General features: G+C 72.1%; 13 protein-coding genes. 5 read left to right on the plus strand and 8 right to left on the minus strand.

All coding sequences use genetic code 11. The features are described 5' to 3' along the window. Nucleotides 1–30: 30 nt before the first annotated feature. The gene (locus tag ACGFT1_RS12245; protein WP_373908915.1) at nt 31–942 is read left to right on the plus strand and encodes a helix-turn-helix domain-containing protein; all 912 of its coding nucleotides are present in this window, start codon (nt 31–33) and stop codon (nt 940–942) included. An 84-nt stretch (nt 943–1,026) separates the two neighbouring features. Here the strand turns inward: ACGFT1_RS12245 and ACGFT1_RS12250 are convergent, their stop codons facing one another. The 3 genes from ACGFT1_RS12250 to ACGFT1_RS12260 all read right to left on the minus strand — a co-directional run bounded on the left by ACGFT1_RS12250 (nt 1,027) and on the right by ACGFT1_RS12260 (nt 6,486). Then, the gene (locus tag ACGFT1_RS12250) at nt 1,027–4,335 is read right to left on the minus strand and encodes a S8 family serine peptidase (protein ID WP_373909217.1); all 3,309 of its coding nucleotides are present in this window, start codon (nt 4,333–4,335) and stop codon (nt 1,027–1,029) included. Nucleotides 4,336–4,664: 329 nt separating this feature from the next. Beyond that, on the minus strand, nt 4,665–5,915 hold the full coding sequence (locus ACGFT1_RS12255) for an Ig-like domain-containing protein (RefSeq protein WP_373908917.1): 1,251 nt from the start codon (nt 5,913–5,915) through the stop codon (nt 4,665–4,667). A 226-nt stretch (nt 5,916–6,141) separates the two neighbouring features. Beyond that, entirely contained in the window at nt 6,142–6,486 is a 345-nt protein-coding gene (locus tag ACGFT1_RS12260; RefSeq protein ID WP_356818426.1) for a hypothetical protein, read from the minus strand. Nucleotides 6,487–6,595: 109 nt separating this feature from the next. Between ACGFT1_RS12260 and ACGFT1_RS12265 the strand changes: the two genes are divergently transcribed. Together ACGFT1_RS12265 and ACGFT1_RS12270 are read left to right on the plus strand one after the other, a co-directional pair. Beyond that, nucleotides 6,596–6,955 (plus strand): LAETG motif-containing sortase-dependent surface protein, encoded by a 360-nt coding sequence (locus ACGFT1_RS12265; protein ID WP_373908918.1) that lies wholly within the window; start codon nt 6,596–6,598, stop codon nt 6,953–6,955. Nucleotides 6,956–6,997: 42 nt separating this feature from the next. Beyond that, nucleotides 6,998–7,789, plus strand: a complete 792-nt coding sequence (locus ACGFT1_RS12270; protein ID WP_373908919.1) for a hypothetical protein — start codon at nt 6,998–7,000, stop codon at nt 7,787–7,789. A 78-nt stretch (nt 7,790–7,867) separates the two neighbouring features. Here the strand turns inward: ACGFT1_RS12270 and hutH are convergent, their stop codons facing one another. The 3 genes from hutH to ACGFT1_RS12285 form a co-directional block, all read right to left on the minus strand. Beyond that, nucleotides 7,868–9,406 (minus strand): histidine ammonia-lyase, encoded by a 1,539-nt coding sequence (gene hutH, locus ACGFT1_RS12275; RefSeq protein ID WP_373909218.1) that lies wholly within the window; start codon nt 9,404–9,406, stop codon nt 7,868–7,870. 88 nt (nt 9,407–9,494) lie between these two features. Further along, a complete protein-coding gene (locus tag ACGFT1_RS12280; RefSeq protein WP_373908920.1) occupies nt 9,495–10,637 on the minus strand; it encodes a diguanylate cyclase domain-containing protein in 1,143 nt (380 codons plus the stop codon). A 145-nt stretch (nt 10,638–10,782) separates the two neighbouring features. Beyond that, nucleotides 10,783–11,577, minus strand: a complete 795-nt coding sequence (locus ACGFT1_RS12285; RefSeq protein ID WP_373908921.1) for an enoyl-CoA hydratase/isomerase family protein — start codon at nt 11,575–11,577, stop codon at nt 10,783–10,785. Between the two features lie 191 nt (nt 11,578–11,768). Here ACGFT1_RS12285 and ACGFT1_RS12290 point away from each other — a divergent pair, with 191 nt between their 5' ends. Beyond that, entirely contained in the window at nt 11,769–12,470 is a 702-nt protein-coding gene (locus ACGFT1_RS12290) for a hypothetical protein (RefSeq protein WP_373908922.1), read from the plus strand. Nucleotides 12,471–12,498: 28 nt separating this feature from the next. Here ACGFT1_RS12290 and ACGFT1_RS12295 read toward each other — a convergent pair whose 3' ends face one another. Both ACGFT1_RS12295 and ACGFT1_RS12300 read right to left on the minus strand, forming a co-directional pair. After that, nucleotides 12,499–13,623, minus strand: coding sequence for an adenylate/guanylate cyclase domain-containing protein (locus ACGFT1_RS12295; RefSeq protein WP_373908923.1), 1,125 nt, complete (start codon nt 13,621–13,623; stop codon nt 12,499–12,501). Between the two features lie 367 nt (nt 13,624–13,990). After that, on the minus strand, nt 13,991–14,851 hold the full coding sequence (locus tag ACGFT1_RS12300; protein WP_373908924.1) for a biotin--[acetyl-CoA-carboxylase] ligase: 861 nt from the start codon (nt 14,849–14,851) through the stop codon (nt 13,991–13,993). A 110-nt stretch (nt 14,852–14,961) separates the two neighbouring features. Here ACGFT1_RS12300 and ACGFT1_RS12305 point away from each other — a divergent pair, with 110 nt between their 5' ends. Further along, the gene (locus tag ACGFT1_RS12305) at nt 14,962–16,575 is read left to right on the plus strand and encodes an acyl-CoA carboxylase subunit beta (protein ID WP_373908925.1); all 1,614 of its coding nucleotides are present in this window, start codon (nt 14,962–14,964) and stop codon (nt 16,573–16,575) included. Nucleotides 16,576–16,595: the final 20 nt, after the last annotated feature.

Genomic DNA, 16,595 nt, shown 5'->3' on the forward strand with positions numbered 1-16,595 from the left:
CCTGTGCGTACGACCAGGAATACTGGACGCATGGACAGCAGGGACGAACAGCCGGAGGCGGCGGCCGGCACCGGCCGGACGCTGGACCGCCGGGCGGAGCTGAGCGAGTTCCTGCGCAGCCGGCGCGCCCGGCTGAAGCCGGAGGACGTGGGCCTGCCCGACTTCGGGCGGCACCGCCGGGTGCCCGGACTGCGCCGCGAGGAGCTGGCGCAGCTGGCCGGGGTGTCGGTGGCGTACTACACCCGGCTGGAGCAGGGCAACGGGAAGAACGTCTCGGCGGAGGTGCTGGGCTCGATCGCCCGCGCCCTGCGGCTGACGGACGCGGAGCACGCGCATCTGACCCATCTGGCGAAGCCGAAGGCGCACAAGAAGAAGCCGGCGGCCCGGCAGCAGCAGGTGCGGCCGGCGCTGCGGCAGCTGCTGGACACGATGGACGGGGTACCGGCGTACGTCGTGGGCCGGCGCGCGGAGATCCTCGCCTGGAACCGGATGGCGGCGGCGCTCTTCGGTGACTGGGCGCAGCTGCCGCCGGGCGAACGCAACTGGGCCCGGCTGGTCTTCCTGTGCCCCGACTACCGGGACCTGTTCGTCGACTGGGAGCAGAAGGCGATCGACATCGTCTGTGCCCTGCGCATGGACGCGGGCTGCTATCCGGACGATCCGCGGCTCTCGGCGCTGGTGGGGGAGCTGTCCGTCAAGAGCGAGGAGTTCCGCCGGCTGTGGGCCACGCACGACGTCAAGGAGAAGAGTCACGGCGTCAAGCACCTGCACCACCCGCTGGTGGGAGCGCTGGCGCTGAACTTCGAGAGCTTCCGGCTGACGGACGGCTCGGACCAGTCCCTGATCACCTACCACGCCGAACCGGCCTCCCCCTCCGCCGACTCCCTGCGCCTGCTGTCCAGCTGGGGCACGGACGCGGCCCGCGCGGTGCAGTCGGTGTAGCGCGGCGCCGGACGGCGGACGGCCCGCGGGAGGCGTGTGCTTCCCGCGGGCCGTTCGTCATCGGGTCGTCCGGCTAGTGAGGACTCACTTGCCGTAGTACGCGTTGTAGATCGTGATCTCCGACGTGTTGCCCTTCTTGTCGGTGATCTTGGCGCGGAACGAGACGGCCTTGTTCTTCGCCGGGTTGCGGACCGTGATCCGGCCGCTCCGGACGTCGGTCCTCTTGAAGTTCTTGCCGTCGTAGGAGACGTAGACGGCGAGGGACTTCAGGTTGCCGCCGGCGGCCGAGCCCTCCACGGTGACCGGGAAGGTGGCCTTCTTGCCGGCCGTGACCCGGCTGTCCAGGCCGGTCGTGGCCCCGAAGTGCAGGGCGGAGGCGGGCAGCTGGGTGAAGCCGTCGGACGGCTTCTTGGAGCGGAAGGTCCAGGCCGCGTCGATCCGCGTGGAGGCCTCCGACACCTTCGGGGAGCGCTTGACCGAGGTGGTCAGCCGGTAGGCCGCGTCACCGGCCGGGACCTTGAAGGTCTTCTCACCGAACAGCGGGTCGTCGTTGGACCCGACCTTGGCGCCGTTGCGGTACAGGGTGGTGTTCACCGAGGTGAAGTCCGAGTACCCGTTGTGCCTGCCGGAGTCGGCGACCAGCGACAGCGAACCGGCGATCTCGTTGCCGTTGCGGAAGAGGCCGGAGTCCTTGCCGAGGTGCGGGCCGAACACCGCGGTGTTGACCGTCTTGGTGTAGGTCCGGCCGGCCTCGAAGGCGAACTGGCCCAGCTCGTAGCCGGTGTCGGTGACCGGGAAGCCGTCCTGGTCCTTCCCGCCGTCCTGCTCGAACTCCAGCCCCCACATGACGCCGCCCTTGGCGGACAGGTGCAGGGTGCGGGTGCCGGGCAGGGGCTGCGGAATGGTGACCGAGGAGGCGCCGGAGCTGCCGGGCAGCCAGCCGACCGCGTCGATGGAACCCGTCTTGCCCTTGGCCGGCGCACCCAGGCGTGCCTTCACCGTGGCGAGGTCGCCCGCCTTGTAGTGCTTGGTGTAGCCGGTGGCGAGCTGCTTGACCGGGCCGCCGGAGGTGACGTCGTACTCCTCGTGGGTGCCCTTGGTCCAATGGGCGTCCCACTGCTGGAAGAGCGAGCCGGCGGGCAGCTGCGGGCCGAGGTGGGCGGTGCGGAAGTTCTTGTACGTGTCCAGGAACCAGCCGTAGCCGTACTGGCCGTCACCGATCGTGACGTCGTACTCCGGCGAGGCGAACTGGGACTTCAGGCCGGTGGCGGGGACGGTGACGTCCACCGGCCTGGCCTTGCGCGCGTCGATCGTGATCGTCTGCTTCTTGCCGACGGTCAGCTTGGGCTGCGCGATCCAGTCGATGCCCTTGGAGGCGTCCTGCGGGTCGCCGTACACCGACGTGTTGAGGATGTACGTGCCCTTGGGCGCGCGCACCTTCACCGTGCCGGACTTGTCGTACGGGCTCAGCGAGGTGCCCTTGGCGAGACCGGCGACGCCATTGAGGTCGGCACCGTAGTACGGGGCCGGCTTGCCGTCGCGGCCGATGAACTTCAGGGTGACGTCGTACGACTCCACCTCCCGCTGCACCGCCGCCGCCGTGCGGACCGTCTGGCCGCCGCCCGTCGCCGTCACGTACGCGGAGTAGGCGCCGTCGTCGGTGCCGCCCAGCCTGGTGTCGACGGTGAGGCCGACCGAGGCCTTGCCGTGCGCCGGGACGGTGATCTTCGTCGCGGCGAGCTTGAAGAAGCCCGACGGGGCCGCCGCGCCCTTGGGGCCGGTGGCGCTGCTGGTGAGGTCGAGGGTGATGTCCTTGGCGCCGAGGTTGCGGTAGGTCAGCGCCTTGGTCGCCGGTTTGTCGTCGGTGTGCGGCCACTGCTGCACTCCGAAGGTCACCGACACGGGCTCGGCGACGATCGACTGCTTGATGGCCTTGTCGACCTGGATGCGGCCCGTGCCCTGCTGGAACGGGGTGTACTTGCCGTCCTTGGCGGAGCCGGTCAGGGCGCCCTTCAGTTCGGCGTAGCCCCAGTCGGGGTGCTCCTGCTTCAGGATGGCCGCGGCGCCCGCGACGTGCGGGGTGGCCATCGAGGTGCCGGAGATGGTCAGGTAGCCCTCGGGCTTCTCGCCGACCTCCTTGTCGATGACGCTGCCCTTGGCCGCGGCGGCGGTGATGTCCACACCGGGCGCGGTGACGTCCGGCTTGATGGCGCCGTCGCCGATGCGCGGGCCGGTGGAGGAGAAGTCGGCGAGCTTGTCCTTCTTGTCGACGGCGCCGACGGTGAGCGCGGCGTCCGCGCTGCCCGGCGAACCGATCGACTGGGGGCCGTCGTTGCCCGCGGCGATCGCGAACAGGATGCCCTTCTCGGCGGAGAGTTTGTTGACCTCGGCCTCTAGGGGGTCGATCTCGGGGGTGTCGTAACCGCCGAGGCTCAGGTTGATGACGGAGGCGCCCTGGGAGGCGGCCCACTCCATGCCGGCGAGGATGCCGGAGTCGTCACCGGAGCCGGTGTCGTCCAGCACCTTGCCGTTCAGGATCTTGGCGTCGGGGGCGACCCCCTTGTACTTGCCGCCCGACTTGGCGCCGGTGCCCGCGACGATGGACGCGACGTGCGTGCCGTGCCCGAAGTGGTCGGTGGCGTCGGCGGCGGCGGTGAAGTTCCGGGCCTCGATCACCTGGTTCTTCAGGTCGGGGTGGGTGGCGTCCACACCGGTGTCCAGGACGGCGACCTTGACGCCCTTGCCGGTGTAGCCGGCCTTCCAGGCGGTGGGGGCGCCGATCTGCGGCACGGACTTGTCGAGGCTGGCCCGGCGGACGCCGTCGAGCCAGACGTGCGCGATACCGGAGGCGGACCGGCCGCCGTCGGTGACCGCGTGCCACAGGTCGGTGATGCCCTTGACCGGGGTCTGCACCGCGTCCGCGTTGAGCGCCTTCAGGCTGTGGCGCAGGGTGCCCGCCTCACGCACGCCGGCCTTGGCGCCGGCGGCGGTGCCGCGGTAGCCGACGATGACCTTCAGGCCGTTCTTCTGGGCCTTGCGGGTGGCGGCCTTGTTCAGCTCGGTGATGTCGAACAGGCGCTGGTCCAGCGTGCCGGAGGCGACCAGGCGGGCCGCGTCGGCGGGGACGACGAGCGTGTGTCCGGCGGTCCGGCGGATCTGGAAGGGTATGTGCTCGCGTCCCTGGGCCCGCTCCAGGCCGACGACGCGGCCCTTGGCGTCGACGGCGACGCGGTCACCGGTGATGAGGGTGACGTGGTGCTTGGCGCTGGACGTCGGGGCGGCGGTGCCGGTCGCCCGGGCCCCGGTGGGCTTCGCCGACGCCGGGCTGGTCATGCCCGCCGCGAGGGCGACTGCTGCGGCCGTTGCCACGGTGGCCGCAGCCGCTCTTTTCACTTGTCTGCGCAAGATCTCCCCCTGGAGATGGTGTACCGGGTGAATTCCCCGTTCGCCCGGCCGGGGGAAGCCTCGTACGTCTGCACGTCAGCCCCCCGGGTCCCGAAGTATGCCGGGGGGTGATCAGACGGCTCAAGAGAGGGGAAGAGGGCGGGGAAGCGCCTGAGGGAAACTGTTACCCGGCAGCCGGAACACCGTTACACAACCGCGAAGTCCCTTTCCCCACAACGGTGTTATGCGGCGTCAGGAGCATGGCAAGTCACGGCCGGACCCCGTGGAACACCGGTGCCGCCCCTGGGGGCGGCACCGGGAAAGCTGTGGACGGGGCGTCAGGCAGCCGAACCGGCCTTCCACTGCGACCAGTCCATGTTCCAGCCGTTGAGGCCGTTGTCCGGGGCGACCGTCTTGTCGCCGGTGTTCTGGACGACCACGACGTCACCGATCAGCGAGTGGTTGTAGAACCACGCGGCCGGCGTGCTCGGGTCGCCGGCGCCCTTCTTGTCCTGGAGGCCGACGCAGCCGTGGCTGGTGTTGAGGTTGCCGAACACCGAGGGCGCGCCCCAGTAGTTGCCGTGCACGAAGGTGCCGGAGGTGGTCAGGCGCATGGCGTGCGGCACGTCCTTGATGTCGTACTCGCCCTTGCCGTCGTCGTCGGTGAAGCCGACCGTCGCGCCGTTCATCCGGGTCTCCTTGAACTTCTCGGAGATCACCATCTGGCCCTCGTACGTCTTGTTGTCGGGCGAACCGGCGGAGATCGGTATGGTCTTGACGACCTTTCCGTCCTGCGTGATCTTCATCTGCTTGGTCTTCGCGTCCACGTACGTGACCTGGTTTCGGCCGATGTGGAAGGTGACCGTCTTCTGCTGGACGCCGTAGACGCCGTCCGCGCCCTGGACGCCGTCGAGCGCCAGCTTCAGGGTGACGGTGGAGCCGCCCTTCCAGTACTCCTCGGGGCGGCAGTCCATGCGGTTGGCGTTGAACCAGTGGCAGACGACCTCCTGGCCGCTGCTGGAGCTGACCGTGATGCCCTTCTGGACAGCCGCCTTGTTCGTGATCGCCTTGTCGAAGTTGATCGACACCGGCATGCCGACCCCGACCGTGGAGCCGTTGTCCGGGGTGAAGGAGCCGATGAAGCTGTTGGCCGGGGAGACGGTGGTGAAGGACGCGTTCTCGTGGGCTATGCGGCCCTCGGAGTCCTTGGCCTCCGCGGCGAGCCGGTAGGTGGTGGAGCGCTCCAGCTGGACGCCCGGCTTCCAGCTCTTCCTGTCGGCGGAGAGCTGACCGGCGACGGTCTTGCCGTCCTGCGTGGTCATCGTGACGGCGGTGAGCGTGCCCTTGGTCACCCTGACGGCCGCGGAGTTGTTGATCGAGGCGTTGTTGGAGCCGTCCTTCGGCGTGATCGTGATCTGCGCCTCCGAGGACTTCTTCGCCGCCGCCGCGTCGGCCTGGGCCTGCGAGGAGTCGCCGCTGCCGCTGCCGGAGGCCTTGTCGTCACCGCCGGAACATCCCGTGAGCACCAGCACACCGCCGAGCAGAGCGGACGCGGCCATCAGGCCCCTGCGCCGCGTACTGTCCGTCATCACAAGCTTCTCCATCGTTGCCGAGTCGCGAAAAACCCCGGGTGTCCCCGTAAGAACCTTCAACGCTACGGCCGCTCAGTCCCGTTCCACATCCGGTGGATCTGTGGGGCACACCACGTCCGCGGAAGGAGTCCGCGGACGGTGCGGGATTCGGTCCGTGCGTCCCCTGGGACGACGAAACCCCGGACGGCGGTTGCCGTCCGGGGTCATGAGTGCCCCGGGACGCTCAGCCGATGCCGCCCTCTTCCTCGTCGTCCGCCCCATCATCCTCGTCCAGATCCCACTCGGGCGAGTCGGGGTCGTAGTCGACCCGCTCACTGGACCACGACGCCTGCTGGAGCTCCACCCCGGGCACCTCGCTGACCAGGTCGAACGGGTCCACGAGATACGCCAGGGCCTCCGCGGTGTCCTCGGTCACAGCGCTCTCGGCCTGGGCCCGCTCCGACTCCGGCAGCTCGGGATCCGCGGCGAGGCGGCGCAGGGCGGCCTTGGTCACCTCGTCCTCGTCCTGCACCTCCAGGACCAGCTCCACTCGAAGCCGTACAAAACGTGATGTCTCTTCAGTGCTCATGGCGTGAGCGTACGGCCGAAACCTCCCGTGACTTTCCTGTGACCCGCGCCTTTCACTAACATCGCCCCACACGGCCAATTCACCAGCGTCACAAGGGGATCGATATTCCGTGTCATCCGTTCGCCGTCCGCTGCTGACCGCCACCGCCGCGGGCACCCTGCTGTGCGCCCTGTGGTTCGTCCCGTCCGCGAACGCCTCGCAGACCGCTCCGGAGGGCAAGGCGGCGGGCACGTCCGCACCGGCACGGGCCCCGCAGGCGAGAGCGGTGACCGCGGCCACCACCGACACCAACGCAACCACCGGGAGCACCGGGACGGCGGTCACCGCGCGGGCGGCGGAGGCCGGCACCGAACTGGCCGACACGGGAGGCCCCGACACGACCCCGTACGTCGTCGGCGGAAGTCTCTTCCTGTCCGTGGGCGCCGGTTTCGTCGTGTACTCGGTGCGCCGCGAACGCCTGGGATTTTAATCGTCCTTGACGCATCTTTGACGGCTCGCACATAGTTCGCACATGAAGAGATCATCGGGCGTGCGGCTGTGCGCCACCGCGGCTGTGAGCGTGCTGTCACTCGCCCTCGTCACGGGCTGTGGCGAGGAGTCGAAGGACTCCGGGGACGGCAAGGGCAAGGACGCGGCGAACCCGGCCGCGAAGGCGCTGAGCGCCGCAGAGCTGAAGAAACTGATCATCGCCAAGGGCGACGTGCCCGGGTTCAAGGTCGGCGCCGTCAGGGGCGGCCTGCCCACCAAGGACAAGGTCACGGCGGACGACGCCAAGTGCGAGCCGCTGCTGCGCGCGCTCACCGGCATCGCGCCCGGCGACCCGGCGGCGGACACCAGCCGCATGGCCACGCAGGACAAGAAGGCCCCCACGGGCGGCACCACGTCCGGGGACGACCTGGCCGACGGCAAGTTCGAGGACGCGATCGGCAAGTCCATGGACCTGGACGTCACCGTCGTCACCCTCGCCTCGTACGACGGCGACGGCGCGCGGCGGGCCCTGGCGTCGGTCTCCGACGCGGTCACGGCCTGCGCGGGCGGTTTCTCCGGCCGGCAGGCCGGCGAGAAGGGCACGTTCACCAAGGTGGCCGAGGAGAAGTCCGCCGGCACGGGTGACGCCTCGGTGGCCTTCACCGCGACCAACGACGCGGGCAAGGACGGCGCCCTGCCGCTGCACGCCGAGGTCGTGCGGCACGGCTCCACCCTCGCCACCTACACCACCATCAATATCGGCGCGATGATGGGCAAGAAGCCCTACACGGTGTCCGCCCCGGTCGTGAAGGCCCAGGCCGCCAAGCTGAAGTGACGCCGCGTCCGGCGCGCGGGACGCGACGCGAGGGGGACCCGGCCGCCGGGACCGAGGAACGGCCGGGGCCCGTCGCGTTCACCGGAGCGGGCCGGTGACCTTCTCCGCGGCCGTCACGAGGTCACCGCTGCGCACGAACGCGTCGGCGGCGGCCAGGTCGGGCGCCAGGAACCGGTCCGGACCGGGTCCCTGCACACCGGCGGCCCGCACGGCCTCGATGACCGCTCGCGAGGCGGGTGCCGGGGTCAGGCCCGCGCGCAGCTCGACGGCCCGCGTGGCCGCGTACAGTTCGACGGCGATGATCCGGGTGAGGTTGTCCACGGCGGTGCGCAGCTTGCGCGCGGCCGACCAGCCCATGGACACGTGGTCCTCCTGCATGGCGGAGGACGGGATGGAGTCCGCGGAGGCCGGTACGGCGAGCCGCTTCATCTCGCTGACCAGCGCGGCCTGCGTGTACTGGGCGATCATCAGGCCGGAGTCGACGCCGGCGTCGTCGGCCAGGAACGGCGGCAAGCCGTGGCTGCGGTTCTTGTCCAGCAGCCGGTCGGTGCGGCGCTCGGCGATGGAGCCCAGGTCGGCGGCGGCGACGGCGAGGAAGTCCAGGACGTAGGCCACGGGGGCGCCGTGGAAGTTGCCGTTGGACTCGACGCGGCCGTCGGGCAGCACCACGGGGTTGTCGACGGCGGAGGCGAGTTCCCGCTCGGCGACCAGGCGGGCGTGCGCCATCGTGTCGCGTCCCGCGCCGGCGACCTGCGGGGCGCAGCGCACCGAGTAGGCGTCCTGGACGCGCGGCGCGTCGTCCTGGTGGTGCCCGGTGAGCTGCGAACCCTCCAGCACGGCCAGCATGTTGGCGGCGCTGTCGCCCTGGCCCGGGTGGGGCCGGATGGCGTGCAGCTCGGGCGCGAGCACCTTGTCCGTGCCGAGCAGCGCCTCCAGGCTGAGGGCGGCGGTGATGTCGGCGGACTTGTAGAGGGTGTCCAGGTCGGCGAGCGCCATGATCAGCATGCCGAGCATGCCGTCGGTGCCGTTGAGGAGGGCCAGGCCCTCCTTCTCGCGCAGCTCGACGGGCCGGATGCCGTGCTCGGCGAGCAGCTCGCCCGCGGGGCGGACGGTGCCGTCGGGGCCCTCCGCGTCGCCCTCGCCCATCAGCGTGAGGGCGCAGTGGGAGAGCGGGGCGAGGTCGCCGGAGCAGCCGAGGGAGCCGTACTCGTGCACGACCGGGGTGATCCCGGCGTTCAACACGTCGGCCATGGTCTGCGCGACCTCGGGCCGGACGCCGGTGCGCCCGGAGCAGACGGTCTTCAGCCGCAGGAACATCAGGGCCCGTACGACCTCGCGCTCCACCCGCGGCCCCATGCCGGCGGCGTGCGAGCGGACGATGTTGCGCTGTAGCTGGGCACGCAGTTCCGGGCTGATGTGCCGGGTCGCCAGCGCGCCGAAGCCGGTGGAGACGCCGTAGACCGGCTCCGGCTTGGCCGCCAGCGCGTCCACGATCTCGCGGGCCGCCGCCAGGGCCGCCACCGCCTGTGCCGACAGTTCGATGCGGGCACCGCCGCGCGCCACGGCGAGAACGTCGGACGCCGTGACACCGGACGTCCCCACCACCACAGTGTGCATATCCATATTCAGGAGCGTACGCATTGAAAGTGGCGATGTCACTAGTGGAGTGCCGCTGCGACCCTTACCGCGACGTGTGGGCTTCGCCTCACGGTTGGCGCCCGCGGAACCGGCGCCGTTCACCACGCGCGGGCGGCGGCTCGTCCGCCAACCGTACGACCGGATCGTCCGGCCCCTCCCGGCCCGCCACCACCGGCCGGTTCACGCGCAGGGCCTTGGCCCGGTACTGGGCGGCGTCGGCGAGCCGGAACAGCCGGCGGGCGTCCCGCACCTCCCCGATCGGGTCCTCGGTCGAGGCCACCCCGCACGCCACCCCCTCCCCCAGCTCCAACTCGGCCGCCCTCCGGCACAGTTCTTGCGCGGCCTTCGCGACGTCGTCGGCCGGCTGCCCGACCACCAGCAGACAGAACTCGTCCCCGCCCAGCCGCGCCGCCAGTGCGCCGGGCACCATCGCCCCGCACAGCGACAGCACCGAGCCGAAGCGTTCGAGGAGGCGGTCGCCGACGGCGTGACCGAGGGTGTCGTTGACCCGCTTGAGCCCGTTGAGGTCGCACACGACAAGACTGACCGCCACGCCCTCCCTGCGATGCCGCTCGACGGCCTCCTCCAGGCGTACGTCCACGGCACGGCGGTTGGCGAGACCGGTCAGCGCGTCGGTGAACGCCAGCCGGCGAGCCTCCTCCAGCCGCTCGGTCTGCGCGATCCCGGCGGCGACCACCGCGGCCAGCACGGTGGCGAAGTCGGCGTCCGGCCCGCCGAACAGCGGCTCGCCGAGCGCGCGGGCCACGTACAGCTCGCCCCACGCCCTGCCGTGCAGGACGACGGGGGCGACGACGCAGCAGCCGCGGCCGCGGCGACGCAGGGCCGCGACCCGCTGGTGCAGGTAACCGGGGGTGCCGGCGGCGGCTCCCTCGGCCGTCTCCACCCACGCGTTCGGACCGCCGCCGCCCGCCCAGCGTTCGTGCAGGAACTCGGTGATCTCCGGAAACTGGTGCACCGGGTACGTCTCGGACTCCGGGAACTGCTCCTCGTCCGCGGCGCGGTCCCCCACGTTCACCAGGACCCGCAGGCGGCCCAGGCCCCGCTCCCACACCGACAGCGCGGCGAAGCTGCCGTCCAGCGCGCGGCAGGCGCCGACGGCGGCGGCCTGCCAGCAGTCCCGCGGGGTGTGCGCCGCCGCCATGCCCTGCGCCAGCGCCACGACGGCGACGAGCCGCTTGTCCTCACCCATCCATCCAGGTTAGGGATGAATCGGGTGATTCGCGCTGCCGCGGAGGGGGCGTCGTGAGGTGGGCCGGGGACCGGCGTCGGGTGCGGGTCGGCTGTGGCCGGTCACGCGGTTCCCCGCGCCCCTTCCAGGGCGCTGGACGGCGGGGTCACTCACCCGGCCATCGGGGGGCGCGCTTTTCGTTGAAGGCCGATACCCCTTCCGCCCGGTCGGCCGAGAACGCCACCGAGCGCCAGGCCGCGTCCTCGACCTCGAGGCCGGCCCGCAGGTCCAGCCCGTGTCCCAGCCGCAGGGCCCGCTTCGCCGCGCGCAGGCCCACCGGTGAGTTCCCGGCGATCCGCTCCCCCAGGGCCAGCGCCTCCTCGCGGTCGCGGCCCTCGTCGACCAGCCGGTCCACCAGGCCCAGCCCGGCCGCCTCGGCCGCCTCCACCCGGCGCGCGGAGAAGATCAGCTCGGCGGCGCGCGCCGCCCCGACCCGCCGCGGCAGCAGCTGCGTGCCGCCGCCGCCCGGGATCACGCCCACGGACACCTCGGGCAGCCCCACCACGGCCGTACGGTCGGCCACGATCAGGTCGCAGGACAGCGCCAGCTCGAATCCGCCGCCCAGCGCGAAGCCGTGCACGGCGGCGACCGTCGGCATCGGCAGCTCCAGCACCCCGGTGTACGCCGCCCGCGCCACCGGCCGCTGCCGTACGAGATCCGCGTCGGTGAAGGAGTTCCGCTCCTTCAGGTCCGCGCCGACGCAGAACGCCCGTTCGTGCGACGAGGTCAGGACGACCACCCGCGCGTCCCGGTCGGCCGCGAGCGCGGTGCACGCGCCCGCGAGGGAGCGGGCCATCTCCGTCGAGACGGCGTTCATGGCCTTGGGCCGGTCCAGCACCAGCTCCGCGACGTGGCCGTGCCGCCGCACCAGCACGAACTCCCCGAACCGCTCCTCGCTCATGGCACCCCTCCGGTTAACGCGGGTTAACTGACCGTCCGCTCGATCATCGCAGCCCCATCCGCTCCCGTGAAGTCCAGGGGGCTACGCCCGTTCGAGTGACATCCCGGTTGTCCCCGTCCGTATCGCCCACGGGAGCGCATAGCGTGCGCTCCGCCATGGCGCGCCCCGGGCGCGCGGCGGGGAGGGGACCCATGACACCGATACCTGCGCGGGCCGCGGGGGGCCGGGAACGTACGCCGGGGAAGCCGACGGGAGTACGGCGCGGGCGGCACCGCAGGCCGCGGCCCCGCGGGGTGCTGCTCGCCGTCGGCGCCCTGGCGCTGGCCGCGGGAGTGCTCAGCCTGGTGCGGGTCGCCCCCGACCCGGGGGCCGGGGCCACGGGGACGGCGGAGGCCGAGTCCCGGCCGGCCCCGGGCGGCGGGGTCCCGGGCCACTCGGCGGGGGCCGCCGCCGGCGCCGCCGAGGGCGGCGCCGCCACGCCCACCGCGCTCCCCTCGGCCGTCTCCCCGATGGGCGGCAGCGGTCCCGGTGGAACGCCGGCGGCCGGCGGATCCGGCTCGCCGGTTCCCGCCGCTCCGGGCAAGGCCACCGCACCGGCCGGCGGCGGCACCGCCGTACCGACCGCTGTCCCGAGCGGCGGACCGAGCGGCGGACCGGCCAGAACCCCCACCGGCGGCCCGACCGGCGTCCCCGGCTCGCACAGCGGTACCCCACGCCCCTCGCCGACGGCATCCGCCCCGGTGTCACCGGCACCTGGTCCGCCGCCGCCCGGCCATCGCCCGCCGCAGCGCGGTCCGGGCGAGATCTGCCTGCCGGTGATCCGCCTGTGCCTGGACGCGAGCGGCCAGGGACGCTCGTTCGGAGCCCGGCAGGAGCCGAAAGAGAGGTCCTAGCGGGGTGGGCGGCCCGGGCGGGCCGTGGTCAGGGGGTGTCGTCACGGCGCGTGAGCAGCCATGGTTCGACCACGCCGAGTCCGCGCACCGGGCGCTGCCACATCGGCTGGAGCGCGAAGCGGTACACCGGCGGGTCCTCGCCCTCCTTCTCCGCGGCGGCCGCGGCCTCGGCCGCCTCCGCCTCCGAGGCGGGCGCCTCACCGGTGCGGATCAGCTCCTCGGCGAAGGCGCTGTCGACGAGGACGGCGTCGCGCGGGGCTATCGAGGTCAGCCGGGACGCCAGATTCACCGTCGTACCGAACACGTCGCCCATCCGGGTGGTCACCGTGCCGAACGCCATGCCCACCCGGAGTTCCGGCATCGTCTCGTCGTTGGACAGCGTCTCCACCAGCCGCAGCGCGATGTCGGCGGCCGTACCCGCGTCGTCCGCCGCGTAGAGCACCTCGTCGCCGAGGGTCTTGATGAGCCGGCCGCCGCGTGCCGCCACGAGGTCCGCGGCGGTGGTCTCGAAGGCCTCGACCAGCTCGCCCAGCTCCTCCTCCTCCATCCGGCGGGTGAGCCGGGTGAACCCCACGAGGTCGGCGAAGGCGACGGCGAGCCGGCGGTCGACCATCTCCTCGTCGTCGGCGGTCTGCACGACACGGCCGGCCGAGGCGGCGAGCTGGCGGCGCCAGACGTAGACCAGGAACTCCTCCAGTTCGGGCAGGAGCAGCTCGACGATCGGGTACGTCACCTCGGTGCGCGTCATGCCCGGCTCGGGGGGCTCGGTCAGGCCCTCCAGGAAGGAGTCGATCTGCCACTCGGCCAACCGGGCGGTGGTCTGCCCGGTGGACCGGGCCACCTGCACCGCCATGGCCTCGCTCAGCAGGCCCGCCTCCACCAGGCCGGCGAGGCGGCGCAGGGCCAGGACGTCGGCCTCGGTGAGGGCCTTGGCCTGGCCGATGTCCGCGAAGCCCATGGCCCGCCAGAAACGCGAGGCCAGTTCCATGGAGACGCCGGCGCTGCGCGCGGCCTGGAAAGGGGTGTAGCGGCGCTCGGCGCCCAGGATGAGCTGTTCGAGCCGCAGGGCCAGCGGGTCCTCGCCGGTCTCGGGGGCGTGGGGGTCCAACCGGCCGTCCCCGCCCGCGCCGGAGCCCGTGTCGTCGACGGTCACGCCTGCTGCCCTTCCGATCTGCCGCGGTCAGGTATCGACCGCGCTCAACTCTACGGCAGGTGTGCGCCAGCTCACTCCGTCGGGTCGGACCGGCGGTACGCCTGTCGTTCGGGGGTGGAACGGTGCCCGGAGCTGCGGCGGGCGCTCCCCGCGGGCCTCGCGGTCCCGGGGCCCCGGCGTCCGGCCGGGGGGCGGCGTGGCACCGCCGCCGGCCGCCCGTCCATCGTGGCCGATCGCGCGGTTCCGCGCCCCCGGACATCCGCGTCACCGCACCCGCGGGGGATCCGCGTGCACCGCTCCCGCAGGGGATCCGCCTTCCGGCCGGACGCGGACGGTCAGGGCCGTCGCCCGCCCGCCCCGAGCGCCGTCACGCGGGCCGCAGGTGGACGATGTCCCCCGCCCCCACCGGTTCCTGCACGCCCGCCTCCGTGGCGATGACCAGCCGCCCGTCGCCGTCCAGCGCCACGGCCTCCCCCACCAGCGACCGGTCGCCCGGCAGCTCCGCGCGCACCGTCCGGCCGAGGGTCGCGCAGCCCGCCGTGTACGCCTCCTGGAGGCCGCTCGCCGCCGGATCGCCGCCGGCGGCACGCCAGCGGCGGTACCAGTCCTCCAGTGACCGCAGCACCGCACGCAGCAGCGGATCGCGGTCCGTGGTGAGGGCGTCGGCGAGGACCAGGGAGCCCGCCTGCGGGACCGGGAGTTCGTCCGCCCGCAGGGTGACGTTGATGCCGACGCCGATGACGACGCCGTCCGTGCCGGCCCGCTCCGCGAGGATGCCGCCGGCCTTGCGTTCCTCGCCGCCCACGGTCAGCAGCAGGTCGTTCGGCCATTTGAGTGCCGTGTCGACGCTTGCCGCCCGGGACAGGCCGGTCGCGACGGCGACCCCGGTCAGCAGCGGGAGCCAGCCCCAGCGGGCCACGGGCACCTCGGCGGGCTTGAGCAGGACGGAGAAGAAGAGGCCGGAGCGCGGCGGCGCCGTCCACTGCCGGTCCAGCCGGCCCCGGCCGGCCGTCTGCTCCTCCGCCACGAGGACCGCGCCCTCGTCGGCGGTGCCGGCGGCGGCCGACGCGGCGAGGTCGGAGTTGGTGGAACCGGTCCGCTGCACGACCTCGACGGCGCGGTACAGGCTGCCCTCCCGGATCAGCCCCCGCCGCAGTGCCGTGGCGTTCAGAGGCGGGCGGTCCAGGTCGGACCAGCGGCTGTCGTCTGATGGATTGTGCGGCGTCATGCAAGCCACCCTAGGTGTGGTAAACGACGCAGTGCTGATCGGTAGGCACGCCACTACGCTACGGATGAGTAACCGTCCCCCCTTTTGAGCAGGCAGGGAGCCGCATCCCGATGTCCGAGCCGGAAGAGCGTCACGAGATCGAAAAGATCGACATCCACACGACCGCGGGCAAGCTCGCGGATCTCCAGCGGCGCATCCACGAGGCGACGCACGCCGGCTCCGCGCGCGCCGTCGAGAAGCAGCACGCCAAGGGCAAGCTGACGGCCCGTGAGCGGATCGAGCTGCTCCTCGACGAGGGCTCCTTCATCGAGCTGGACGAGTTCGCCCGGCACCGGTCGACCAACTTCGGACTGGAGGACAACCGCCCGTACGGGGACGGTGTCGTCACCGGGTACGGCACGGTGGACGGCCGGCCGGTCGCCGTGTTCTCGCAGGACTTCACCGTCTTCGGCGGGGCGCTCGGCGAGGTCTACGGCCAGAAGATCGTGAAGGTCATGGACTTCGCGCTGAAGACCGGCTGCCCGGTCATCGGCATCAACGACTCCGGCGGCGCCCGGATCCAGGAGGGGGTCGCCTCCCTCGGCGCGTACGGCGAGATCTTCCGCCGCAACACGCACGCCTCCGGGGTCATCCCGCAGATCAGCCTGGTCGTCGGCCCCTGCGCCGGCGGTGCCGTCTACTCGCCGGCCATCACCGACTTCACGGTCATGGTCGACCAGACCTCGCACATGTTCATCACCGGACCGGACGTCATCAAGACCGTCACCGGCGAGGACGTCGGCTTCGAGGAGCTGGGCGGGGCCAGGACCCACAACACCGCCTCGGGCGTCGCCCACCACATGGCCGGGGACGAGAAGGACGCCATCGAGTACGTCAAGCAACTGCTGTCGTACCTGCCGTCCAACAACCTCTCCGAGCCGCCGCTCTTCCCCGAGGAGGCGGACCTCACCGTCGGCGACGAGGACCGCGAGCTGGACGCCGCCGTACCGGACAGCGCGAACCAGCCGTACGACATGCGCACGGTGATCGAGCACGTCCTGGACGACGCCGAGTTCTTCGAGACGCAGGCGTTGTTCGCGCCGAACATCCTCACCGGTTTCGGCCGGGTCGAGGGCCGTCCCGTCGGCATCGTCGCCAACCAGCCGATGCAGTTCGCCGGCTGCCTGGACATCACCGCCAGCGAGAAGGCGGCGCGGTTCGTGCGGACCTGCGACGCCTTCAACCTCCCGGTGCTGACCTTCGTGGACGTCCCCGGTTTCCTGCCGGGCGTCGGCCAGGAGCACGACGGCATCATCCGGCGCGGCGCCAAGCTCATCTACGCCTACGCCGAGGCCACCGTCCCGCTGATCACCGTCATCACCCGCAAGGCCTTCGGCGGTGCCTACGACGTCATGGGCTCCAAGCACCTCGGTGCCGACCTCAACCTCGCCTGGCCCACCGCCCAGATCGCCGTCATGGGCGCCCAGGGCGCGGTCAACATCCTGCACCGGCGCACCATCGCCGAGGCGGAGGCGAGCGGCGAGGACGCCGAGGTGGTGCGGGCCCGGCTGATCCAGGAGTACGAGGACACCCTCCTCAACCCCTACGTCGCGGCCGAGCGCGGCTACATCGACGCGGTGATCATGCCGTCGGACACCCGCGCCCACATCGTCCGGGGGCTGCGTCAACTGCGCACCAAGCGGGAATCCCTGCCTCCGAAGAAGCACGGCAACATCCCCCTCTAGGCCCCGCCGACCCTGGGAGC

This window comes from Streptomyces sp. Y20 (assembly GCF_043195475.1).
Classification (GTDB): Bacteria; Actinomycetota; Actinomycetes; order Streptomycetales; family Streptomycetaceae; genus Streptomyces.

What these genes read in the sequence shown, in the direction of transcription:
- ACGFT1_RS12245 (WP_373908915.1), top strand. Translation starts at nt 31, where the DNA reads ATGGACAGCAGGGACGAACAGCCGGAGGCGGCGGCCGGCACCGGCCGG.
- ACGFT1_RS12255 (WP_373908917.1), bottom strand. Translation starts at nt 5,915, where the DNA reads ATGACGGACAGTACGCGGCGCAGGGGCCTGATGGCCGCGTCCGCTCTG.
- ACGFT1_RS12260 (WP_356818426.1), bottom strand. Translation starts at nt 6,486, where the DNA reads ATGAGCACTGAAGAGACATCACGTTTTGTACGGCTTCGAGTGGAGCTG.
- ACGFT1_RS12270 (WP_373908919.1), top strand. Translation starts at nt 6,998, where the DNA reads ATGAAGAGATCATCGGGCGTGCGGCTGTGCGCCACCGCGGCTGTGAGC.
- hutH (WP_373909218.1), bottom strand. Translation starts at nt 9,406, where the DNA reads ATGCACACTGTGGTGGTGGGGACGTCCGGTGTCACGGCGTCCGACGTT.
- ACGFT1_RS12280 (WP_373908920.1), bottom strand. Translation starts at nt 10,637, where the DNA reads ATGGGTGAGGACAAGCGGCTCGTCGCCGTCGTGGCGCTGGCGCAGGGC.
- ACGFT1_RS12285 (WP_373908921.1), bottom strand. Translation starts at nt 11,577, where the DNA reads ATGAGCGAGGAGCGGTTCGGGGAGTTCGTGCTGGTGCGGCGGCACGGC.
- ACGFT1_RS12290 (WP_373908922.1), top strand. Translation starts at nt 11,769, where the DNA reads ATGACACCGATACCTGCGCGGGCCGCGGGGGGCCGGGAACGTACGCCG.
- ACGFT1_RS12300 (WP_373908924.1), bottom strand. Translation starts at nt 14,851, where the DNA reads ATGACGCCGCACAATCCATCAGACGACAGCCGCTGGTCCGACCTGGAC.
- ACGFT1_RS12305 (WP_373908925.1), top strand. Translation starts at nt 14,962, where the DNA reads ATGTCCGAGCCGGAAGAGCGTCACGAGATCGAAAAGATCGACATCCAC.